Here is a 21,875-nt window from a genome sequence, read left to right as displayed (position 1 = left end):
GCCCTCCTTTGCCCTGGAAATTATAGCAGGCAGGAAGCCGCCGCTTAAACGGTCGGCTTCCTGCCTGGACTTGAGGCGCGCCTGAAGCTAGGCCTGGGCCATAGCTGCCAACGCGGCCAGGGTCACACCGGACACGTCGGCGTTCATGACGGCGCCGCCGCCAGGGCCGTTCGACGCGCACGAGCAGCCGATGACGTAGTTGGAAGCGCCCTCTTCCCCAACCATATCCTCTACCGTGGCCGAGAAGGCCGCACCCGGCGACTTCACGCAAATGGCGCGGCCCTGGGCATCCACTTCGTACTGGGGCAAGCCCGCGCACAGAGCGGTGGCGGCCTTGTTGAACACCTCGGCTATAGCCTGGGTCGAAGTGGTGGCGTTCTGGTCGTAGCTGAAGGTGCCCTGCACGGGCACAGCAGCCGGGGCAGCGGTCTCCATGTCAGTCGCAGGCGCGACCACCGCAGACACATCGACGGCCTGGGCTTCCACGGGAAGAGCCGCGGCCACAGCCGGAGTCAGCAGGGCCATGGCGCCCACTGCCGAGCCGACTAACTTGATCTTCGAGTTCATGTGCCTTCCTCCTCTACTCTTCCACCACGATGAACAGACCCGCGGGGGTTTCCTGCTCGTAGCCGTCGGCATTGGTGGCCTTGAGCCACGCGACGTAGGTGCCCGGGGCCTGCGGCGTCCAGGTGGCGGCGAACGTGGACCACTGATACGGATCGGCATCGGCAGGGATGGACACGTCGGTCCAGGTGTCGCCATAGTCGAAGCTGATGCTCAGCGTGGCAAGAGGCGCGACGAAGTCGGTGCCGCTCCATGCGAAGCCATAGCCCGTCAGCTCCAGCGGCTGCCCCACCTTGGCCTGCACGCCGTCGTTCTGGAACCAGGCAGAGTTCACCTTATGGCTGGTGATGCCGTCAGAATTGGCCGCATAGGAGTTGATGAGCTTATCGGCCTCCCACTGCAAGCCCCCCAGAGACACAATGTGCTTCACCCACGGAGCGCCCGGCTCGCCGGGAATAACGAGGGTGGCAGGGTAGCCCTGGTCGGCCGTCAGCTCGTGGCCGAAGTACTCGAGGGCGATCATGGCGTTATTGTCGGTCATGAGGTTAATGGCATAGGCCGTGGCCCACCCGTCGGCACCGGCGAGCGCGAAGGCGTTCGTTCCGTCCGTCAAACCGCCACATGCCTCGATGATGTCGGAGAGCAGCACGCCCTTCACGGGGATGTTGCCGGCGAACGGCGAATTGATGGCCGACGTGAAGCAGACCTGGGTCACCGTCATCTCGGTCTGGGGCATGGCCTTCAGATCTTCCAGCGTGAAGCTGCGCTCATTCGCAACGCCCGTCACATTCAGGGCCCACTGGCTCGCGTCCACTTCGAAGGTGCCGTAGTTGTTCAGGACGAACAGATCCTCCTCGTCCTTCACCTCCTGGGAGAGCTCCACCTGCAGGTTCGGCTCGGAGTCGAGGGCGACGTTGCTCATGGTGCCCGTTGTGCTGGCACCGCGCTGCTTCAGCCAGTTCTGCACGCGCTCATCGTAGTAGTCGTCCGGGAAGCCACCCAGAGATGCAGTGTACTTGTACTCGTCCCACAGCTCCCACTGGTACTCGCCCACCTCTCCAGAGGAGTCCTGGGCATGGCAGCTCCAGCAGTTGCCGGTAAACGAATCGCTGGAGTAATGGCGCTCGTGGAGCATGTCGCCGTAGTAGGGGCCCGACCCGACCCAATGCTGACGATGGCACGGCAGGCAGTCGGCGATGGTGACGGGCTTTCCGTACTCGCCCTCGATCTTAATGTGATCGAGCCCGGAGTTTTCCATCAGGGCGCCCAAATCGCCATGGCACGTGTTGCAGCCGCGGCTCCCGGCGTTGATAAAGGCCTCGTTGTATTCGTTAGCCGGCAACAGTCCGGCACTGGTGCCCGTGGGGTTCATCGCCGCCACAGAGGACGCCGAGCCTTCCGTTTCGACCGCCGCGCTCTCAGGTGCGGAGCCGCCATCCGACGACGAGGTCGCAGACGGTTGGGGGCTGCATGCGCTCAGGGCCGCCAGTCCCAGGCAAGCTGCCAGGGCGACCGTCAGGGCGAGGGCGGCCTTCTTCGACAAGCGCCCTTTGCAAGATGAATAATGCTTCAACATTTCCACCCCTCTTTCTTCTCTCTCGATAGCATTTCAGACGCGCGGCCTCGCTTGCAAACCGAAAGCCACCTCCTCCCGTCTTCAGGGCCGCATATGGCCGCCATTGTGGGCAACGGGCCGAGAGAAAGGTATACCTAAAGAGGGGGATATAACGTTTACCCAGGTCATCTGCTTTTGACCAAGAAACAAAAAGGGACGGCCCCGCGGGGAGTGCGCGGGGCCGTCCAGGTTATCAGCCAGCGCCGAAGCGCTTGCCGACGGTGTTAGGCGACCATAGCCGCCAGCGAGGCCAAAGACACGCCCGACACCTCGGCGTTGGCGATGGCGCCGCCGCCGGGGACGTTCGAGGCGCACGAGCATCCGATGATGTACGAGTCGGTGCCCTCGTCTTCGGCCATCTCGGCCACGGTGGCCTCCATAGCCGGAACGCCGGCAACGGATACCTGAATAGCCTGGGCCGCGTAGACGCCGTAGCCGTCAGCCGTCGTCTGGCACAGGGTGGCCGCCGCCTTGGCGAACACCGACGCGATGGTCTCGTTGGAGGTCACCACGCCCTGGTCGTAGCTGAACTGGCCGACAACTTCCTGCACGCCAGCCGTTTCGGCCGCCTTGGCCTCCGCAGCCCGCTCAACGGCACCGGCCGGCGCCGCATCAGCCGTGATATCCATGACAGCCGGAGCTGCCGCCAGCGCCGCGGAGCTCAGAAGAAGCAAGCTGCTCGCCGCCGCACCGATAGTCTTCGTCTTAGTCACAATGCTCTCCTTTCCTACTCGCTCACCTGGATGATGATGCTGGCATCCACGCCCTGCTCGACACCGGTCTTGCTCACAGCCTTGGCCTTGGCAATGTAGGTGCCGGCCTTCTCGGGCGTCCACGTCATGGTGTAATGAGTCCACTGGTAGGGATCGAAATCGTCCGGAGAATCCACCTCCACCCAGTTCTGACCGTAGTCCAGGGAGAAGAGGATCTTGTCCACTTCGTAATTGCAATCATCTCCGAAGGTCCAGCCCCAGGCAGCGCCCTCCAGAGTCAGCGGCTGGCCCACCTTGCCCTGCACGCCGTCGTTGTCGAACCACGAGGTGTTCATATTGATAAGGGCACCGGCTTCGATGGAAGGCGTGGCGATGTCGCTGTAACGAGGCGGATTGTCAGTCTTGCTGAACTTAATGCCCACAAGGTTCTTGACCGTGGCCGTGCCACCGGTGCCGGGTACGAAGATCTCGACCGGACCGCCCTGGGCGATGTTGAGGTCGTGGCCGTAGCGCTCAAGCACGATCACGGCATCGTTGTCGATATAAGACTGCAGATCGGTGGCGCCCTCGGGGTAGATGGCCGTCCATCCGTCAACGGCAATCGGCGTGATGGTGTTCGCGCCCGCATCGACGCCGCCCACAGCCTCGATGAAGTCGGACAGCTTCACGCCCTTCATGGGCATGTTGTCGAACATCGCGGTGTTGTAGCCGGCCACATAGCAGTACTGAGCCGCCGTGAACTCCGTCTGGGGCATGGCCTTCAGATCGTCCAGCGTGTACTCGCCAGGCTTTCCGACGCCCTCAACGGTAAAGCGGTAACTGCCGTCGCTGACCGACTTCTCGATTTCCGCATACACGTCATTGCCGTCGATGCGCTCGAAGTTCAAAATGTTGAACTCGTCCTCCTCGGAGCTCGTCGCCTGATCGACCTGCACATCGAGCTTGGGCTCAGCCTCGCGGATCACGCCGGTGAAGGTGCCCTCATCCCAACCGTGACGCTCGAGCCAGTGGATGTCGGTCTCGTCCTCGTTGGGATAGCCGCCAAAGCGCATGTCGTACTTGATGTCCTCGAACAGCTTCATGACGATGTTGCCGTTCTCGTCGGTGTCGGTCACATGGCAGCTCCAGCAGTTGCCGTTGGCGTTCACGAACTCAGGGCTGCTGTAGTGGCGCACATGCAGGTTCTCGGACATGATGTTGCCCGCCGTACCCATTTTCTGGAAATGACAGACAGCGCAATCGCCGTTGTAGGTACCCTTCTTCATGCCCACCTGATTGGTGATGTGCACGAAGGTCCCGTTGTTCTTGTCCAGCGTGAACAGATCATCGTGGCAGGCCGCGCATCCGCGATTACCCGCATTCTGGAACTCGGCGTTCCGCTGAATGTCGGGGAACATGCCCGTGGACACGTCCGTGAAGTCTGCCGCCGTCGAGAACGACGTGCCCTCGTCGGCGTCATCGCCGGTGTCCGCCATGGGCGCGCTGCCCGCATCGGCGCCCTGTGGCGCCGGCGAAGGCGCACAGGCCACAAGACATACCGCAAGGGCAAGCAGGCATACGGCCATCGACAGCACAAATTTGCGACCGATGCGCTTCTCACCACCCTCGGTTTTCCCGCGTGTCGAAAATCTCATGATTTCCTCCTTCTCCAATGGGACGGAGGCCTTCCAAACCTCCGATCAGACGCGTTTCAGTATCGCGGGAAGCCGTGGGCGACGCGTCATCATTTGCGCATCAAAGCCCAGGTAGAGGCAGTGTCAGCGTACTCATTTGTTGAGTATTTTGCCTTCTAGGGTCTTTTGGACAGCTCCCGTGCAGCCCGCATGACGCGGCCCTTCGCTATAATGCGGAAATCGAGGGAGAGGATGCGCATGAGCAGAGAGACGGAAGAACGTTCGGCCCAAGGGGCAGCAGGCTCGCTCCTCGCCGCCCTGGGACGCACGCCGCTGATTGCCGCAGCTATCGGCACCTACTTCGCGTGGTGGAACCTCTACCACGATGAGGGATTCCTCTTCTTGCCTAATTACTTCAATCAGGTGGAGAGCTGCGTGGCCTGCTACCTCGGTGCCCTACTTGCCTGCGTGATTGTTGCGGTCCTGCGCGTTTCTTGGCGGCGAAACATACGGGGATGGATTACCGGACTCGCCATCGCCCAGGGCGTGCTGAGCCTTCTGTTTTATGGTGCGGTTTTCCTGCACGAGGCGGCGCTGGTCATCATCGCACAGCTGCTAATCAGTGCCTCCTTTTTCGTCATGCTCTTCTTCCTTGTGCGTGCCTTGGCTTCGCTGCCCCTGTCTCAAGCGGGCGTGCTTATCGCTCTTTCCGTCGGCCTCTACGGCCTGTTGGAAAGCCTTGTCTGGGCCATAACCATGGCTGCACCCTTCCTCAGCTTGCGTATGGCCCTGCACTTGCTGCTCCTCGGCGGAGGACTCCTTCTCGCCTGGAACGCCCCTGGTTGCGGTGACGCAGGACCTGTCGCCAAAACGCCCGACGACGCCGGCTGCTTCCGCATTCCCGCGCCGCTCGTGCTGCATGTGGGCGCCTACTGGTTCGTGTTTGGCATGACCCATGCGCTGGCTAGCGGGGTCATTCCCATTGGCCACGACAAGCTTCTACCCTGCTATCTGGGATCTGTCGCTGCGAGTTTGGTCTTCTACTTCGTATTCGCCCGGGGCGATCGGACGGAGAGGATTTGGCCCAGGGTGCGCGCCGCCATCTTTCCCCTCACTATGCTGAGTTTTTTGCTGCTGCCCTTCGCCAACAGTGGCTTCACTTTCATCTCCATCGGCTTCGCCCAATGCGCCATGGATACTTACCTGGCGTTTTACCTTCTGGCAACTTTGGCCGTAGCGCGCAAAATCGGCTGGGGCTTCATGCGAACAGCCATCGCCGCGGTGTTGCTGGCAGTGCCCTTTATTATGTGCGGTGTGGTAGCGGGCGATGTGCTGAAGGTGTCCCTGCCGTTGAATGCGCTGTTCTACAACGTGCTCACCGTTCTTGCCTTCGCCTTGCTTGTCGCGGGCACCTTCTGGGTCGGAGACGATCGCCGCGCCGGGCTTGTCTGGGGACTCGAGAAGAAACTCTCGCCCAAGCGCTTCGAAGACGAGGAAACCGCCAAACGCTGCGCTCAAGCCGCCGAGAAGTTCGACCTCACGAAGCGTGAGGGCGAGATTTTGCTCTTTCTCGCTCAGGGCATGAACGCTGCGGCCATTGCCGAAACCGAGGTCATCTCGCTCAACACGGCGCGCACCCATATCGCGCGCATTCATCGCAAGATGAACGTGCACAACCAGCAGGAGCTGCTGCGCCGCCTCAAGGAGCTGTAGCGCCGGATACAGGGATAGCGAGACCTCACGATGCACTGCCAGATGATGTAGCGGCATTTTTGCGGCCAACTTGCCGGAGCCTCAGTCCGACGCACCGAGACCCCAATCCAGCTTACCGGGACCTCAGTTATGGGCTCAATTTTGGAAATCGTGTAATAATGGTCAGAATGGGACGCTTCGAAAATCTGAGCGTGCGAAAAAGCACATTTTCCAAAAAACTACTTCCAAAAAAGCACATTTTCCATTCCAGCCAGCGAAGAGCGACTGAAATGAATTAGTGGGTACCTTACTGACCTGGTACTTTCTCAAGAACAAGCTATCAATCGTTCAATCCGCACGCACGATAGTTTGGAAAATGTGCTTTTTTGTTCGTACCCGCCCAAAAAAACGAGGAAGCCATCGCCGAAACGGGCACCTTCACGAGGCGATGCCGCACCACCGCATTGCCTCGCCGCCGCGCTACTGCGCTACCACATTGTCGCGGCAGTGCGCTACATTAGCGGCTTGCCGGCGTCCCAAGCGCCGCCCACTTCCTCGCCGACCACGCGGTAGATGCGGCGCGTGGAATCGTACACGATCGGGCGCATGCGGGCGAAGTCGACGCGGCCCTCCTCGTCGAGAATGGACTCGTCGACACGCGTGTTCACGATCTCGCCGATGAAGCGCTTCTCGCCGCCCCAGTCCTGCACGTCGCGCACGACGCACTCCATGGTCAGCGGGAACTCCTCGATCACCGGCGCATCCACATGAGCCGAGGGTACAAACGTCAGCCCCGACTTCTCGGCCTTGTTCACCGTGCGCCCGGTGGCCATGCCGAAGTAGTCGGCCTCCACCACATGGGCCACGTCGGCCGGAGCCACGGTGAAGGCGCCCTTGGCCAGGATGTTCTCGGTGGTCTTGTGGTCGCCGATGTTGATGGCGATCTCGTGGCGCGTGCACTCGCCGCCCCACGCCACGTTCATAGCATTGGGCACACCCGCCTCGTCATAGCTGGCCACGATGAACACCGACTGTGGGAAAAGCTCGCCGGCAGCACCCAAATCCTTCTTCATGTTCGCTTCCTTTCGACAGCACTTGCTTTTCTGCTCGCTTCGAGTATCGTATAGCGCCAAAGCGATTGCTAGTACTGGCTTATTTGCCAGGTACTATCTCTAAGGAAAGTGAAGCGATGGGGAATCTTCCAATTGCCGAGGCCGACTTCTCCCAAACGGGATACAGCTACACCCTCTCCCTCATCCAGGGAAAGCACAAGATGGTGATTCTCTACTGCCTGATGGAATACGAGCCCGTGCGCTTCAACGAAATGCGCCGCTACCTGGGACGTATCTCAGATAAAACGCTCTCGGTGAACCTGAAGGAGCTGGAACGCGACGGCCTTATCGCGCGCACCGAATACCCGCGGATTCCCCCGAAGGTGGAGTACTCGCTGACCGATCTGGGGGCGTCCCTCATGGAAGTGCTCGACCAGATGTGCACCTGGGGAGAGGCTCACCGCCCCCGCTAGAAACTACCGCGCAGCCGCACCGCAATCGCACGGTCCTCAGATGGAGAAAGGCGGGAAAGCCGACGCCTTCCCGCCTTTCCTGTCTTGGTTTTCAAGTTCCAGCCTGGGCTCACACGAGCACCAAAGCGTCGCCTAAATCTCGTACATGGCCTGGAAGACGTCCTCGCGCTGGATGATGACCTGCATGCCCAGGGTTTCGCCATCGGCGGCGAGGCGCTCCTGCACCGTGTTGAAATCGGCCACCTCAGGGGCGAGCGAGACCATCATGGTCATGGAGAACATGCGGCCCTCGCCGAGGATGGTCTGGGAGATGTCGTCGATGTTGGCGCCGCAATCGGCGAGCGTGGTGGCGATGGCAGCCACAACGCCGGAACGGTCCTTGCCGAGAACAGAGATGACGCACTTCATAGGATCCTTCTTTCTGGTCGTGAGCCGCTGCGGCGCGTTTCCGGCCGCCGTGCTCGCTTGAAATGGAACAGGTTACTTCCGGAAAATGAGGGACAGCGCCTCAGCGCGGGCAGCCGGGTCGGTCTCGAAGCAACCGCGCACCGCGCGGGTGGTCGTTTTCGAGCCAGGCTTTTTCACGCCCCGCATCGACATGCACATGTGCTCGGCTTCCAGCACGACGATGGCGCCGGCCGGCTGCAGTGCCTCCATAAGCGTGTCGGCGACCTGACCCGTCAGACGCTCCTGCACCTGGGGACGCTTGGCGAACCCGTCCACCAGACGTGCCAGCTTGGAAATGCCGCAGATGCGTCCATCGGCGCCGGGCACATAGGCCACGTGGGCCTTCCCGAAAAACGGCGCCAAGTGATGCTCGCACATACTGTAGAAGGGGATGTCGCCCACCAGCACGATTTCCTCGTGGCCCTCATCAAAAGTCACGTCGAAATGGCGCGCGGGGTCTTCTTCCAGACCGCCGAGCACTTCCTCGTACATGCGGGCCACGCGAGCCGGGGTTTCCAGCAGGCCCTCGCGGTTGGGGTCCTCGCCCACGCCCTCCAAAATCAGGCGTACGCCTTCTTCGATCTTGTTTCTATCCACAGTTTCGCAACTCCTTGCAAACGGTTTTCGCCATGTTATCACGACGCCTCTGGCACGTCGCCGCTTAGCGCGATAATAGCAAGACCAAAGGCAACCCACGGGAAGGGATCGACCATGAAGAACCTCGTCTCCGAATTCAAGGAGTTCATCAACCGCGGCAACGTGATCGATATGGCTGTCGGCATCATCATCGGCGGCGCGTTCACTGCCATCGTCACGTCGCTGACCGACAACATCATCAACCCCTTCATCAAGCTCATCACCGGCGGCAACGGCACCGATGTGGCGGGGCTCACCATTCCCGTGCCGGGCACCGAAAACGGCATCGACTTCGGGGCGTTCATCAGCGCCATCATCAACTTCCTTATTGTTGCGTGGGTCGTGTTCATGATGGTGAAGGCCTTCAACAAGATGAAGGACGGCGGCAAGAAGCACCTCAAGCGCAACAAGAACGGCGAAGAGCTCGTGGAGCAGCCGCCCATCTGCCCGTTCTGCCTGGAAGAAGTCAACGTGGGCGCCACCCGTTGCTCGCACTGCGCCGCCGAGCTGCCCGCCCCGGCCGAGGTCACCTACAAGCCCGCCGAATAGCGCGCCTTTCCGCACGCGCCTCCCTACAGGTTCGGCGCCCTCTTATGTCTGGCAGCCCATATAAAGCAGACGCGTGGTATTTCGAAGCGAAAAGCAAAAAGTGGCTTGGAATTGACGATTCTTTGACCTAGACGGAGCAATTAGACCGCAAACGTAATACACCACCTGGGAAAACGTCTATGTATGACGGGAAAATCGCAGAAATTCGTCTTCCGAGGTCAAAGAATCGCACTTTTTAAGCCAAACTATGCACATCAAGATGACCGAGGCAGCCCGAAGGAGACCCATGCGCTTTGTTTCGTGGAATGTGAACGGCATTCGCGCCGCGCTGAAGAAGAACTTCCTGGAAGTGTTCGACGCCTTCGGAGCGGACATTTTCGCCATACAGGAGACGAAATGCCAGGTGGGGCAAGTGGAGCTTGATCTGCCGGGCTATCACCAATACTGGAGCGCCGCCGAGAAGAAGGGCTATTCCGGCACGGCGGTGTTCACCCGCGAAGAGCCGCTGCACGTGCTGCACGGCCTGGGCAACGAGTATCTGGACGCCGAGGGACGCATCGTGGCCTGCGAGTTTCCCCAGTTCTGGTTCGTGAACGTGTATACGCCGAACTCTCAGATGGAGCTGGCGCGCATCGACCACCGCATGGAATGGGACGATGCCTTCCGCGAGTTTTGCAAGGGACTGGAAGAGGGCGTTTTGCCCAGCGGCGAGAAGACCGACCCGAAGCCGGTGGTCATGTGCGGCGACTTCAACGTGGCCCACGAGGATATCGACCTGAAGAACCCGGGCCCGAACCGAGGCGCCTCGGGCTTTTCCGACGAAGAGCGGGGCAAGCTGGACGAGCTGATTGACGCCGGGTTCGTGGACACCTTCCGTCTGCTGCATCCCGACGAGACGGGTCGCTACAGCTGGTGGAGCTATCGATACCGCGCCCGCTCAACCAACGCGGGGTGGCGCATCGACTACTTCTTCGTGAGCGAGGCGTTGGCCGACCACGTCGTGGCCGCCAGCATCTTCGACGACGTGGAGGGCTCCGACCACTGCCCCGTCGGACTGGAACTCGATCTTGATTAGGATAACGATCGTTGCGGTGGGGAAGCTGAAGGAGAAGTTCTGGACGGCCGCCTGCGACGAGTATCTGAAGCGACTGCGGCCCTATACAAAGGTAACCGTGGCCGAAATTCCCGATGTGGACCCTGCCCGCGCGGGCGGCATAGAAGCGGCGCGGGAACGCGAAGGCGAGGGGATTCTGGCCGCAGTGCCCGAAAGCGCCCGGGCCATCCTCATGGCCATCGAGGGCAAGCAGCGCTCCAGCGTGGACTTTTCCCAGCATCTGGACGACCTCGCCCTGTGCGGCGAGAGCGACCTTGCTTTCATCATCGGCGGCTCCGACGGCGTCAGCGATGCCGTGCGCGCCCGAGCCGACGAGACCTTCTCCTTCGGCCCCATCACCCTTCCCCATAACCTGGCCCGCGTCGTGCTGCTGGAGCAGATCTACCGTGCCTTCAAAATCTCTCGCGGGGAGCCCTACCATAAATGAACGGAGCCCCGTAGGGCTCCGCGTGAGGGTTGCGCGCTTGGGTACCGAGCGCTTGCGCTGGTCGGACGCGCTAGGCGCGTCGCATACAGGCTGAGCGCCCGCCTCCGCTCCGCTGGCCTAGCGCCAGTCGGAACCGATGAGGATGAGGAAGTCGCCGTCGTAGATGTACTCGCCGTCGGTGTTCTGCACGGCGCGACCGCAACCCAGAGCGTCGATGAGCTCCTCGGCATAGACGCGCTGGTCGGGCGTATCGAACACGACCACCGTTTCCTCGTAGCTGAAGCTGTTGGCGTTGGAGGCGTCGGCGGTGTAGCCCAGCGGCTTGATGCGCTCGAGAGCCTCGGCGCCCACGCCGTTGATGCCGTTGCCGTTCTTGATAGTGACGATGCCCGTGCGCGTCTCGCCGAAGGTCTGGCGCGGCGAAGTGCCGCTCTGGATACCCTCGCTGTCGCTGGCCGCACCGGCGCCGTCGCCCACGCTCGCGAGCACCGTGCCGTTCAGCTCGTCAATCTCGTCGGCCTCCGTAGGCGGCAAGCCCTCGCGCACGCGGCCCATCATGGCATTCCACGCAGTCACGTCCAGCTGCTCGTACCAGGTGTCGTTCTTGTACTCGCTGATGGTCGGCTCCATGGCGGAGTAAATGTCCTTGGCCGGGTCGATGCCCTGCATGGAGGTGGCCAGCGCCACAATGTCGCCCACCTTGAAGTCGGTGGTGATGTACTGGGAAAGCGTGCTGATGGTGTTGGCCATGGTGGCCGGGTCGGACGCGAGAATCTTCTTCGCGATGGCTCCCAGCACCAAACGCTGGTTGGCGGCGCGATAGCGGTCGCCGTCGCCGTACTCATCGTAGGAGTGGCGGGAACGGCACAAGATGAGCGCCTCTTTGCCCGTCAAGGTCTGCAGCCCCGCGTCCACATGGCCGCCGGCCTCCTTGTCGTTAATCTCCATGGGGACGTCCACTTCCACGCCACCGAGGGCATCCACGACGTCCTCGAAGCCGTCGAAGTTGATCTCCGCGTAATGGGAAATGGGCACGCCGGCCATTTGCGACACCGTCTTGATAGCCAAAGCCGGGCCGCCAATGGCGTAGGAGGCGTTCAGCTTCTGCAGGCCGTAGCCCTCAATTTCAATCTCGGTGTCGCGATGCATCGAGACCATAGTGACCTTTTTGTTCTGCGGGTCGACACGGGCGAGAATCATAGAGTCGGAACGGAACGTATCGCCCGCGTACTGGGCCGATTGCTCGCGCTTGGCCGACTTGTCGGTGCCCATGAGCAGCATGTAGAACGTGCCGCCGTCGTACTCGGCCGGGGCCTCCAGGGCCTCCACGACCTCGGGGGTGATATCTTCGTTCATCTCCCGATCGATGCCGGAGATATAAGCCCAAGCCGCACCGGTGGCGCCGAGAATGCCCACGAGCACGAAGGCCAGCACACCAAGCAGAATGTGCTTGCGCTTCTTGCGGCGGCGGTCCTTGGCGTAATCGTCGCCCGTAGCACCACGGGAGTAGGGATTGGGCTCGGCCAGAGGCGGCAGCATCGGCATCGCATCGGCCACCGTGCCCTCAAGGGCCGGCTGCTTGGGCAGCGGCTGGGAGTGGCGCGGGTTGTTGGTGCCCACCGGCTGCGAATGGCGCGGGTTGTTCGAGCCCACCGGCTGCGAATGGCGCGGGTTGTTGGACTTCTTCTCCACCGACTGGGAGTTGCGCGGATTGTTCGTGCCGACGGGCTGCGAATGCCTGGGATTGTTGGACTTCCCCACCGGCTGCGAAGCATGCTGGGCGCGGGGGTTGTTCTTGCCTGGGGTTTCGGCCATCCTGGACGGTCTCGCTTTCATGGTTCACCTTCCGCGACGCCTCGGCCACGGACTTCGATTCACAATTTGAAGTAACATTTTGTCAAACAACCGTTGAACGGCGCAACAAAAGAGCCCCTATTACCAGTGAAAAGCCACAGGGAAGCGGCAGATTGTCCACAACTTCGCCACGGATGCGCCAAGCGGGAATGTCAGGATTTGGAAACTCGTTTCTCTAGGACAGGCGCTTGACCATATGCGCGTTGGCGGCAAGCTCCTCGTCGTCGCGAAGCGGGGCGAGGGTTGCGGGCGCTTCCTGGCCCAGGCGGGCAGCGCGACGCTCGAGGGCGCGGGCCAGCAGCCAATCGGCCACCTCGGGATTCTTGGAAAGCAAAGGCCCGTGGGAATAGGTGCCCACGACATTTTTGTAGCGAGCGCCTTCCACGCGATCGTCGTCGTTGTTGCCGTGGCCGCAGGAAGACACGATGCGCCCGAAGCCTTCCACGCCCGCACCGAGATACGTGCGGCCGGCATGGTTCTCGTAGCCCACGACAGGATGGGTCGCCAGGGGCGACTGAAGCACCATGTTGTCGATGAGGCGATCGGCCGACGTGCCGGGACGACGGGTTTCCATGTCGATGATGCCGAGGCCCTCCACCAGCTCGTCGCCCCACAGCCACTGGTTGCCGAGAATTTGGTAGCCGCCGCAGATGGCGAGCAAGGGGCCGTCGGCCTCCACGTAGGCGGCCAGATCGTCGCGCATGGCAAGCAGCTGCTCGCTGGCGAGCTTCTGCTCGCGGTCGGGGCCTCCGCCCATGAAAACGAGGTCGGCCGCATTCAGGTCGGCCGCAGCGCCGTAGGGAATCGGGCGCACCTCCACGGGAATACCGCGCCAGCGCAGGCGCTGCTCGAGCACGCGCACGTTGCCGCCGTCGCCGTAGAGGTTCAGCAAGTCGGGCATGAGATGGGCGATGACCACCGGGGCTTCCCCATCCGCGCACAGCGGGTCGCCCGCACCCTGGGCACGGGGCGCGGCCGGCGCCTTGGGAGCCGCGTTGCTCACGCCTCCGGCCGCCTCCATGGCGTTCAGGGCCTCGTGAACCGGGGGCAGCGCCGTGTAGTTGGCGATGGCGTAGATGCCGCGGTCGCCCCACGCCGGGTCGTCGGCAGCCAGGCCCTGGGCCAAAGCGAAGGCGTCGGCTACATCGCCGATGGCCGCCTGGATGCCCGCGTACTTCAGGCGCACTTGCAAATCGTTTGCCCGCGAACCGCCGGCAATGACGTGCAGGTCGCGCTGGCCGGCGAGCTCTTCGAAATCGATATCCCAGATCCAGGAGATGTCGCGGCCATCGGCCACGTTGTCGTTGATGAAGAAAGCCACGACCTTCGGATCGGCGTCGGCCTCCACAATCTTGAGGTTCTGGTTGAAGCCCGTGGGATTCTTCGCCAGGTTCAGCAGCACCGGATGACCATCGATGGTGTAGCGCTGCAGACGTCCGTTGCGCGGGTTGAAGGCGCTCACGGCCCGCTGCAGGTCGGCCGCGGGAACCCCGGCCTGCTGGCAAAGCGCATAGGCGGCCAGCACGTTGTAGGCGGCATAGGGCGTGGCCTGGGGCGTGCTGAGCGCTTGGACGGCGCCATCGGGCCCTGTCACGTTCATGGCAACGCCAGCAGCGGAAAGACGCAGGTCGGCACCGGCGTAATCCAGCGTCGGGCGTGCGAAGTCGCACTGCTCGCAGTAGTAGTCGCCAAGCTGGCCGTACTGACGAAAGCGATAGCGAATCATGCCGTCGCACTTCTGGCACATCTGGGCATCGGCCACAGTGTTTTGGGGCAACCCCATGGATTCGGAGAGCCCGAAGGCGATCGCGCGGTTGGGCGCTTCGCCGGCAATGCGAGCGCACAGCGGATCGTCGGCGTTGTACACGAGCACCGTGTCCGGCGAGGAGGCCAAAGCGCCGATGATGGAGGTCTGAATGCGGTCGATTTCCCCGCAGCGGTCCAGCTGGTCACGGAACAAGTTCAGCAGCAACACGTAGTTCGAACGCAGATGGGGCAGCACGTGGGCGAGCCACAGCTCGTCGCATTCGAAAACACCCCACTGGGCCCGCGGCTGCTGCAGCAGTGCCGAGGCAATGCCCGCCGCCAAATTCGCACCGGTGCGGTTGCAGATAATGGTGCGCCCGGCCGCCTCGAAAGCGTCGGCCAGCAGGTTGTTCGTGGAGGTTTTCCCATTGGTGCCCACGGTGATGACCGAGCCGGCGGTGCACTTGCCGCGCAGCTCGTCCAGCAGCACGGGATCTATCGCGAGCGCGATCTTGCCCGGCAGATTGGCCGCAGGCCGATGGGCCACATGGCGCAGGCCCCACGTAGAAACGGCTCCGGCCGACTTCGCCAGCGTGTATCTCAGACCCATGATGCGCACCTCAACGTTTATCTGGAGAGTAACAGTTCCCTCTCCGCGGATTTTCCGATGACGACCAGTATACCGAAGGCCGCGCAGCCCCTCCTATAATCCATTCCAGATTCAAGTGCCACTTGCGTCCAACCGGTCGCAAGCGTTTCGTCAACAACGGAGGTGTTCGGTGACTGCTGCGCAGATCGTCGCCATCGTAGTGTTCCTGGGCGCCCTCGGACTCATTATTTCCGAGAAGGTGAACCGCGCCCTGGTGGCGCTGGCCGGCGCCGTGCTGCTGCTTGCCCTGCACATCGTGTCCTTCGACGTGGCCATGAGCCATGTGGACTACAACACCCTGGGCGTGCTTTTGGGCATGATGCTGTTCGTAGCCGTGGTGAAGCAGTCCGGCATCTTCGAGTACCTGGCCATCCGCTGCGCGCATCTCGCCAAAGGGCATCCCTGGCCCATTATGGTGCTGCTCATGGTGCTGACGGCCTGCCTGTCGGCGTTTCTGGACAACGTAACCACGGTGCTGCTTATGGGTCCGGTCACCCTTACCCTGTGCCGGCTGTTGAACCTCGATCCGGTGCCCTACTTCCTTGGCGAGATCATGGCATCGAACATCGGCGGCACCTCCACGCTCATCGGCGACCCACCCAACATCATGATCGGCTCGGCGGCGCACCTTTCGTTCTCGGACTTTCTTCTGAACGATGGCCCGGCGGCGGCTCTGGCCCTGATAGCCGTTCTCGTGATGTTCTACTTCCTGTACGGCCGGCGTCTGCGGAAAAACGACACCAACGCCGACGCCGTAATGGCGCTTGCCCCTGCGGACTACATAAAAGACCGCCGCCTTCTGCGCGTGAGCATCGTGCTGACGGGGCTCGTGGTAATCGGCTTCGTGCTCCACGACAACCTGGGTTTGGAATCGTGCGTCATCGCCCTGGGCGCAGCGGCGCTCATCCTGCTTATTTCGCGAACGAGCATTGAAGAGGCGCTCGGCCAGGTGGAATGGGTGACGCTCGCGTTCTTCGCCGGACTGTTCGTCATCGTAGGCGCGCTAACGGAAACGGGCGTTATCGCCCTTTTGGCCGAGGGACTCATCGGGCTGACCGGCGGCAGCGTGTTCGCCACCATGCTCGTGCTGCTGTTCGGCTCGGCGCTCGTGTCGGCGTTTCTGGACAACATCCCGTTTGTGGCCACGATGATTCCCATTCTGCTGGCTTTAGGCGCCTCGGGCATGGACACGACGCCTCTGTGGTGGGCCGTGTCGCTGGGCGCGTGCTTGGGTGGCAACGGATCGATCATCGGCGCAAGCGCGAACGTCGTGCTTTCCGACATCAGCGCCCAAAACGGCCACGAGATCACCTTCGCCCAGTTCTTCCGCGTCGGCTTCCCCTGCATGCTGCTGACCGTTGCGGTTGCCGCCGTCTACCTCATGGTGCGCTTCCCGATGTAGTGCCGCATACTCGCTTTTATTTCAATAACTATGGACTTTCTGAAATAGTGGCCTTAAGATTGAGTTCTTATTTCAGAAAGGAGGGCATCGTGGGTCGTTCTGGCACCTTGGTTGAAAACCTATCGGGCGAAGCTACGTACCGCTCTTTCCGTCCAGCGGCGCTGCCTCCTTCTCCTCCCTTGCAGATGGGCGACGAGATGGCGACGCTCCTCGTCTCGGCTAGTCGAGCCCTCCAGCGCTTAGATGACCTGTCCCAATATGTTCCCAACGCAGACCTCTTCATATCCATGTATGTGCGCAAGGAGGCATTGCTCTCATCTCAAATTGAGGGAACCCAGTGCACGTTGGAAGACATATTAGACCCAGAGGCGAACGCCAGCGCAGACGCGGACATCTCCGACGTCATCAACTATGTGAAGGCCACCCGGTTCGCCTTGACACGCCTCCAGGAGATACCGCTGTGCGGACGCCTTCTTAAAGAAGTTCACGAGGTACTTATGGGCGGCGTACGCGGACAAGAAAAGAATCCTGGCGAGTTCCGGCGCTCCCAGAACTGGATCGGACCCGGAGGAGGCTCGCTGCGCGATGCACGATACATCCCTCCCAACGTCGAGGACATGCATGAGGCCATCGCCAATTTGGAGCGCTTCATGAATGAGCCGTGCGAGCTCGACCCGCTGGTTTGCGCCGCGCTGGCTCACTATCAATTCGAGACCATACACCCCTTTTTGGACGGCAACGGGCGCGTGGGGCGCCTGCTCATCCTCCTCTATTTGATAGAGTGCGGACTCATCGGTGAGCCGACCATCTACATCTCGTACTTCCTCAAGAAGAACCAGGTGGAGTATTACGACCGGATGATGGAGGTACGGTGCAGCGGAAATTACGAGCAATGGGTGCGTTTCTTTCTTGAGGCTGTGAGAGTCGCTGCCTTAGACGCCTCCCAATCAATCGAGAGGCTGAGCAATCTCCACGAACACAACGAGGCGTTACTGCCGGCTTCCCGCAGAGCGAAAGATAACCTGCGCACCCTGTTCTCCTACATCGAGCAGCATCCCATTTTCACCATCAAAGGGGCAGCGCGGGCCCTGGGCTTGAGCTACAACGGAGCGGCAACCCTCACCAAGAAGCTCGAGGAGCTTGGAATAATCGAGGAAACCACCAACGCCTCCCGCAACCGCGTCTTCGCTTACACGGACTACTTGGAAATTCTGAAAGAAGGCACCGCCCCTTTGACGGGAGGCGAAGCCAAGGCACGCTGACCTACGCATTACGAGAACGTAGGTCAGTTGTGGTTTCTCCTTGCGTGCTGCGCGCGCATTCGCTATACTTAGCAGCCGCTTCTTAAAGAAGCGCTTCGCCAACGTGGCTCAGCTGGTAGAGCAACGCACTCGTAATGCGTAGGTCAGCGGTTCGAATCCGCTCGTTGGCTCCAGAACTTCAAAAGCCCCGCCTGAAAGCGGGGCTTTTTCGTTTCCGGGATTCGGACGAACGCGGATTCTAGCGGTACTTATAGAAGCCCTCGCCTGCGTTCACGCCGGTTTTGCCGGCGTCGATGTAGCTCTTCAGCTTCGCGGCGATCTTGCCGGCGGTGGTGTCGGGATTCGCCGCATCAGGGCTGGCGGCCACGATGTTGTAGGCGGTGCTCAGGCCCACGATGTCCAGGATGCGGAAGGGACCGAGCGGCGCGCCCGTGCCCAGCATCCAGGCCTTGTCGATGGTCTCCACGTCGGCCACATCGTTGGCAAGCAGTGCCTCGGCAGCATTGAGAAACGGCACGAGCATGGAGTTCAGCAAATAGCCCGGCTGCTCCTTTTTCAGCTCAAGCGGAATCATGCCGATGGCGCGGGCGAACGCGACCACCGCCTGGTAGGCGCTCGCGCTCGTCGCCGGCTGGCCCATCACCTCGGCCGTGTTGTTCTTCCAGATGTTGTTCGCGAAATGCAGCGCCAGAAACTTATCCGGGCGATCGGTGTAGCCCACGATGGCGCTCGGCAGCAACGTGGAGGAATTCGTGCACACGATGGCACGCTCGGCCATGTGCGGGCACGCCTCGGCGTAGAAGGCCTCCTTCTCGGAAAGCACTTCGGCGATGGCCTCAATCACCAAGTCGGCCTCGCCGAACGCCTCGTCGTAGCTGCAGGTCAGCTTGATAGAATCGGCGGCGGCATCCACCCGAGCGATGAGCTCGTCGATCTTTTCCGCAGGCACATCGGCCGAATCGGTCAGACCGCGGCACCACGCGCTCGGATCCGTTTTCAAGGCCTCAAGCGTGCTTTTGTAAATCCCGCGCAGCCGCTCGAGCTTCGGCTTCGCACGCTCAATGGAGCCCTCGCTGCGCAGCCAAATAGTTACGTCGAAGCCCTTGTAGGCGCTCTGCAGGGCAATCTGACTGCCGAGCACACCGCCGCCGGCCACGGTCACCTTCTGAATATCCATACCTGCTCCTTCCCAAAGAAGACGTGAAAACTGCCTGGTTCCCAGCTTAGGGGAACGCCATAGAGCCTCCGTGGCGGCCAGGTTACGTCTGGGAAAAGAAACCGAACGGGGCCTTCGGGAAACCGCAACGAACTTGGCGCCTCCTTTTGACGGCGAAGGGCTACACTGTAAGGAAACGCGTTCGCAAGCCGTACGTTCCCAGGAGCCATCATGACCAAGCACAGCAACACCGAGCCAGCGCATTTCACCGAGCCCGACGCCATCGAGGTGCGCGGGGCGCGGGTGCACAACTTGAAGAACCTCTCGCTTGACGTGCCGCTGCGCCAGCTGGTAGGCATCGCGGGCGTGTCGGGGTCGGGCAAGAGCTCGCTGGCGCTGGGCGTGCTGTACGCCGAGGGAAGCCGTCGCTACCTGGAGGCGCTCTCCACTTACACCCGTCGCCGCATCTCGCAGAGCGGTCGCGCCGCCGTGGACGAGGTGCTGCACGTGCCGGCGGCCCTGGCCCTGCGCCAACGGCCCGGCGTGCCCGGCGTGCATTCCACCTTCGGCACCTCCACCGAGCTTTTGAATCACCTGAGGCTCATGTTCTCGCGCCTGGCCTCGCACCGCTGCCCCCACGGGCACGCGAACCCGCCCACCCTGAACGTGGCCCTGGAGCAGCCCATCACCTGCTGCGTGTGCGGCGAGGAGTTCTACGGCCCCGGTGCCGAGGAGATGGCCTTCAACAGCGGCGGCGCCTGCCAGACATGCGGCGGCACCGGCGTGGTGCGCACCATCGACGAATCCACGCTCATCCCCGACCCCACGCTCACCCTGGACGAGGGCGCCGTGGCCCCGTGGCGCCAGCTCATGTGGTCGCTCATGGCCCAGGTGGCCGGCGAGATGGGCGTGCGCACCGATGTGCCCTACCAGGACCTCACCGACGAGGAGAAGGAGATCGTGCTGCACGGGCCCATGGAGAAGCGGCACATCCTGTACGTGCCGAAGAACAAGGACAGCGCCACTGAGCTGGACTTCACTTACTACAGCGCCGTGAACACCGTGAAGAACGCCCTTTCGAAGGTAAAGGATGAGAAGGGCATGGCCCGCGTGGCGAAGTTCCTCTGCGAGTCCCCATGCCCCGCCTGCCACGGCACGCGCCTGTCCGAGAAGGTGCGCGGCAGCGAGATAGACGGCCTGAACCTGGCCCAGGTCACCGCCTTCACCTTGGACGAGCTGCGCGACTGGCTGCCCACCGTGGCCCCGTGGCTGCCCGCCGACATGCGGCCAATGTGCGATTCCATCACCGCCGAGATGACCGAGCCCATCCAACGCTTGGAACAGCTGGGGCTGGGGTATCTGGCCCTCGACCGCGCAAGCGATACGCTCTCCAACGGCGAGCGCCAGCGCGTGGCCCTCACGCGCGCGGTGCGCAGCCGCACCACCGGCGTGCTCTACGTGCTGGACGAGCCCTCCATCGGACTGCACCCCGCCAACGTAGAGGGGCTTCTGGGCGTGATGGACGACCTGCTTTCCGACGGGAACTCTGTGGTGATGGTGGACCACGACGTGGCCGTGCTGCGCCACGCGAACCATCTTATCGAGATCGGCCCCGGGTCGGGCGCCAACGGCGGGCGCGTGATCGCCCAAGGATCGGTGGCCGACGTGGAGGCAAACCCCGCAAGCCGCATCGGGCCGTTTCTGGCGGGCGCGGCGAAGGTGCGCGTGCGCACGCCCGTGGCGGCGGAGCACCTGTTCGACGAGGGGGCCATCCGCATCGAGACCGGCGCTATCCACACCGTGCATCCGCTGGAGGTGGGCATTCCCAAGGGGCGCCTCACCGTGGTGACCGGCGTGTCCGGCTCGGGAAAGACGACCCTTGTGCTGGAAAGCCTGGTGGCGGGGCTGAAGGCCTCCACCGCGGGAACGCACCTGCCCGCCCATGTGCACGACCTGGATGCCCCGGGCATCGCGCGAGTCGACCTGGTGGACGCCACGCCCATCGGCGTGAACGTGCGCTCCACCGTGGGCACCTACTCCGGCGTGCTGGACGATCTGCGCCGCGAGTTCGCCAAGCTGCCCGAGGCGAAAGAGCGCGGCCTGAAAGCGGGCGCGTTCTCCTACAACACGGGAAGCCTGCGCTGCCCCACCTGCGACGGCACGGGCCAGATCTCGCTGGACGTGCAGTTCCTGCCCGACGTGGACATCCCCTGCCCCGACTGCCGCGGCTCCCGCTACAGCAAGGACGCCTACGCCATCCAAATGGCCATCGACGGCGAGGTGACCCTTTCCGCCGATGCCGAAAGGGAGCGCACCGCGTCCCACGAGACTTCGCACAAATCGGGCACAGCGCGACATCAGCACGCCGACGACTTCGAAAGCGTGCACACGCTCTCACTGCCGGAAGTGCTTACGCTTACGGTTGACCAGGCACTTGTGGCTCTCGCCCATCTGAAGAAAGTGCGCGGGAAGCTGGAGATTCTCAGCAACTTAGGGCTCGGATACCTCACGCTCGGCGAGGCCACGCCGGCGCTTTCCGGCGGCGAGGCCCAGCGCCTGAAGCTCGCCAGCGAGATGCGCCGCAATCAGGACGACACCCTCTTCGTCTTCGACGAGCCCACCATCGGCCTGCACCCGCTGGACGTGGAGACCCTCATCGGCGTGCTGCAGAACCTCATCGAGCACGGCGCCACCGTGGTGGTCATCGAGCACGACCTGGACATGATCGCCAACGCCGACTACCTCATCGACATGGGCCCCGGCGGCGGCGAGCAGGGCGGCCGCATCGTTGTGGAGGGAACCCCCGCCCAGGTGGCCGCCTGCCCCGAGAGCATCACCGGCCGCTACCTGGCCCGCGAGCTGGAAGACTAGCGCGAAGAGTCGCAGGATCGCAAACGCCGGCCTGCGACTC

Annotated in this window: 18 protein-coding genes and 1 tRNA gene; 9 read left to right on the top strand and 10 right to left on the bottom strand. The window is 62.4% G+C overall.

Annotation, left to right across the window (positions count from 1 at the left end; all coding sequences use genetic code 11):
* Positions 1-87 precede the first annotated feature (87 nt).
* From VJ923_RS10770 to VJ923_RS10755, 4 genes are all read right to left on the bottom strand, one after another.
* Positions 88-567 (bottom strand): hypothetical protein, encoded by a 480-nt coding sequence (locus VJ923_RS10770; protein ID WP_326441345.1) that lies wholly within the window; start codon positions 565-567, stop codon positions 88-90.
* A gap of 13 nt (positions 568-580) precedes the next feature.
* On the bottom strand, positions 581-2,140 hold the full coding sequence (locus tag VJ923_RS10765) for a molybdopterin-dependent oxidoreductase (protein WP_326441343.1): 1,560 nt from the start codon (positions 2,138-2,140) through the stop codon (positions 581-583).
* 263 nt (positions 2,141-2,403) lie between these two features.
* A complete protein-coding gene (locus VJ923_RS10760; RefSeq protein ID WP_326441341.1) occupies positions 2,404-2,892 on the bottom strand; it encodes a hypothetical protein in 489 nt (162 codons plus the stop codon).
* A gap of 14 nt (positions 2,893-2,906) precedes the next feature.
* Positions 2,907-4,526, bottom strand: a complete 1,620-nt coding sequence (locus VJ923_RS10755) for a molybdopterin-dependent oxidoreductase (RefSeq protein ID WP_326441339.1) — start codon at positions 4,524-4,526, stop codon at positions 2,907-2,909.
* Positions 4,527-4,763: 237 nt separating this feature from the next.
* Between VJ923_RS10755 and VJ923_RS10750 the strand changes: the two genes are divergently transcribed.
* Positions 4,764-6,218, top strand: coding sequence for a helix-turn-helix transcriptional regulator (locus VJ923_RS10750; RefSeq protein ID WP_326441338.1), 1,455 nt, complete (start codon positions 4,764-4,766; stop codon positions 6,216-6,218).
* A 491-nt stretch (positions 6,219-6,709) separates the two neighbouring features.
* Here the strand turns inward: VJ923_RS10750 and VJ923_RS10745 are convergent, their stop codons facing one another.
* Positions 6,710-7,270 (bottom strand): flavin reductase family protein, encoded by a 561-nt coding sequence (locus VJ923_RS10745; protein ID WP_326441336.1) that lies wholly within the window; start codon positions 7,268-7,270, stop codon positions 6,710-6,712.
* A gap of 116 nt (positions 7,271-7,386) precedes the next feature.
* Between VJ923_RS10745 and VJ923_RS10740 the strand changes: the two genes are divergently transcribed.
* A complete protein-coding gene (locus VJ923_RS10740) occupies positions 7,387-7,722 on the top strand; it encodes a winged helix-turn-helix transcriptional regulator (protein ID WP_326441334.1) in 336 nt (111 codons plus the stop codon).
* Between the two features lie 132 nt (positions 7,723-7,854).
* Here the strand turns inward: VJ923_RS10740 and VJ923_RS10735 are convergent, their stop codons facing one another.
* Positions 7,855-8,130: an ACT domain-containing protein gene (locus tag VJ923_RS10735; protein WP_326441333.1), complete on the bottom strand. Its 276-nt coding sequence runs from the start codon at positions 8,128-8,130 to the stop codon at positions 7,855-7,857.
* A 72-nt stretch (positions 8,131-8,202) separates the two neighbouring features.
* Positions 8,203-8,766, bottom strand: coding sequence for a GTP cyclohydrolase I FolE (gene folE, locus VJ923_RS10730; RefSeq protein WP_326441331.1), 564 nt, complete (start codon positions 8,764-8,766; stop codon positions 8,203-8,205).
* Positions 8,767-8,880: 114 nt separating this feature from the next.
* On the opposite strand from folE, the gene mscL reads away from it, so the two are divergent.
* The 3 genes from mscL (at position 8,881) to rlmH (ending at position 10,895) form a co-directional block, all read left to right on the top strand.
* A complete protein-coding gene (gene mscL, locus VJ923_RS10725) occupies positions 8,881-9,354 on the top strand; it encodes a large conductance mechanosensitive channel protein MscL (protein ID WP_326441329.1) in 474 nt (157 codons plus the stop codon).
* Between the two features lie 286 nt (positions 9,355-9,640).
* The gene (locus VJ923_RS10720) at positions 9,641-10,429 is read left to right on the top strand and encodes an exodeoxyribonuclease III (protein ID WP_326441326.1); all 789 of its coding nucleotides are present in this window, start codon (positions 9,641-9,643) and stop codon (positions 10,427-10,429) included.
* Positions 10,425-10,895, top strand: coding sequence for a 23S rRNA (pseudouridine(1915)-N(3))-methyltransferase RlmH (rlmH, locus tag VJ923_RS10715; RefSeq protein WP_326441391.1), 471 nt, complete (start codon positions 10,425-10,427; stop codon positions 10,893-10,895). The genes VJ923_RS10720 and rlmH overlap by 5 nt, the downstream gene beginning before the upstream one ends.
* A 117-nt stretch (positions 10,896-11,012) precedes the next feature.
* Here rlmH and VJ923_RS10710 read toward each other — a convergent pair whose 3' ends face one another.
* Positions 11,013-12,731 carry an LCP family protein gene (locus VJ923_RS10710; RefSeq protein ID WP_326441324.1) on the bottom strand — a complete coding sequence of 573 codons (1,719 nt, stop codon included), beginning with the start codon at positions 12,729-12,731 and terminating at the stop codon, positions 11,013-11,015.
* A gap of 193 nt (positions 12,732-12,924) precedes the next feature.
* Positions 12,925-15,105: a MurT ligase domain-containing protein gene (locus VJ923_RS10705; protein ID WP_326441322.1), complete on the bottom strand. Its 2,181-nt coding sequence runs from the start codon at positions 15,103-15,105 to the stop codon at positions 12,925-12,927.
* Positions 15,106-15,274: 169 nt separating this feature from the next.
* Here VJ923_RS10705 and VJ923_RS10700 point away from each other — a divergent pair, with 169 nt between their 5' ends.
* From VJ923_RS10700 to VJ923_RS10690, 3 genes are all read left to right on the top strand, one after another.
* Positions 15,275-16,546: an ArsB/NhaD family transporter gene (locus tag VJ923_RS10700; protein ID WP_326441320.1), complete on the top strand. Its 1,272-nt coding sequence runs from the start codon at positions 15,275-15,277 to the stop codon at positions 16,544-16,546.
* 89 nt (positions 16,547-16,635) lie between these two features.
* On the top strand, positions 16,636-17,808 hold the full coding sequence (locus VJ923_RS10695; RefSeq protein WP_326441318.1) for a Fic family protein: 1,173 nt from the start codon (positions 16,636-16,638) through the stop codon (positions 17,806-17,808).
* 97 nt (positions 17,809-17,905) lie between these two features.
* Positions 17,906-17,981 (top strand) — tRNA-Thr (locus VJ923_RS10690).
* Between the two features lie 65 nt (positions 17,982-18,046).
* On the opposite strand, the gene VJ923_RS10685 is transcribed toward VJ923_RS10690, so the two are convergent.
* A complete protein-coding gene (locus VJ923_RS10685) occupies positions 18,047-18,985 on the bottom strand; it encodes a 3-hydroxyacyl-CoA dehydrogenase (RefSeq protein ID WP_326441316.1) in 939 nt (312 codons plus the stop codon).
* 210 nt (positions 18,986-19,195) lie between these two features.
* On the opposite strand from VJ923_RS10685, the gene VJ923_RS10680 reads away from it, so the two are divergent.
* A complete protein-coding gene (locus VJ923_RS10680) occupies positions 19,196-21,835 on the top strand; it encodes an excinuclease ABC subunit UvrA (protein ID WP_326441314.1) in 2,640 nt (879 codons plus the stop codon).
* The last annotated feature ends 40 nt before the right edge of the window (positions 21,836-21,875 follow it).

The organism is Adlercreutzia shanghongiae (assembly GCF_035830635.1).
GTDB lineage: Bacteria > Actinomycetota > Coriobacteriia > Coriobacteriales > Eggerthellaceae > Adlercreutzia > Adlercreutzia shanghongiae.
The sequence above is the reverse complement of the archived record's forward strand: the minus strand, read 5'-3'. Positions and strand labels throughout refer to the sequence as shown.

Coding starts and splice junctions, on each gene's coding strand:
- VJ923_RS10755 (WP_326441339.1), bottom strand. CDS start 4,526: ATGAGATTTTCGACACGCGGGAAAACCGAGGGTGGTGAGAAGCGCATC.
- VJ923_RS10735 (WP_326441333.1), bottom strand. CDS start 8,130: ATGAAGTGCGTCATCTCTGTTCTCGGCAAGGACCGTTCCGGCGTTGTG.
- VJ923_RS10740 (WP_326441334.1), top strand. CDS start 7,387: ATGGGGAATCTTCCAATTGCCGAGGCCGACTTCTCCCAAACGGGATAC.
- VJ923_RS10710 (WP_326441324.1), bottom strand. CDS start 12,731: ATGAAAGCGAGACCGTCCAGGATGGCCGAAACCCCAGGCAAGAACAAC.
- VJ923_RS10705 (WP_326441322.1), bottom strand. CDS start 15,105: ATGGGTCTGAGATACACGCTGGCGAAGTCGGCCGGAGCCGTTTCTACG.
- VJ923_RS10685 (WP_326441316.1), bottom strand. CDS start 18,985: ATGGATATTCAGAAGGTGACCGTGGCCGGCGGCGGTGTGCTCGGCAGT.
- VJ923_RS10750 (WP_326441338.1), top strand. CDS start 4,764: ATGAGCAGAGAGACGGAAGAACGTTCGGCCCAAGGGGCAGCAGGCTCG.
- VJ923_RS10765 (WP_326441343.1), bottom strand. CDS start 2,140: ATGTTGAAGCATTATTCATCTTGCAAAGGGCGCTTGTCGAAGAAGGCC.
- VJ923_RS10720 (WP_326441326.1), top strand. CDS start 9,641: ATGCGCTTTGTTTCGTGGAATGTGAACGGCATTCGCGCCGCGCTGAAG.
- mscL (WP_326441329.1), top strand. CDS start 8,881: ATGAAGAACCTCGTCTCCGAATTCAAGGAGTTCATCAACCGCGGCAAC.
- VJ923_RS10770 (WP_326441345.1), bottom strand. CDS start 567: ATGAACTCGAAGATCAAGTTAGTCGGCTCGGCAGTGGGCGCCATGGCC.
- VJ923_RS10680 (WP_326441314.1), top strand. CDS start 19,196: ATGACCAAGCACAGCAACACCGAGCCAGCGCATTTCACCGAGCCCGAC.
- VJ923_RS10745 (WP_326441336.1), bottom strand. CDS start 7,270: ATGAAGAAGGATTTGGGTGCTGCCGGCGAGCTTTTCCCACAGTCGGTG.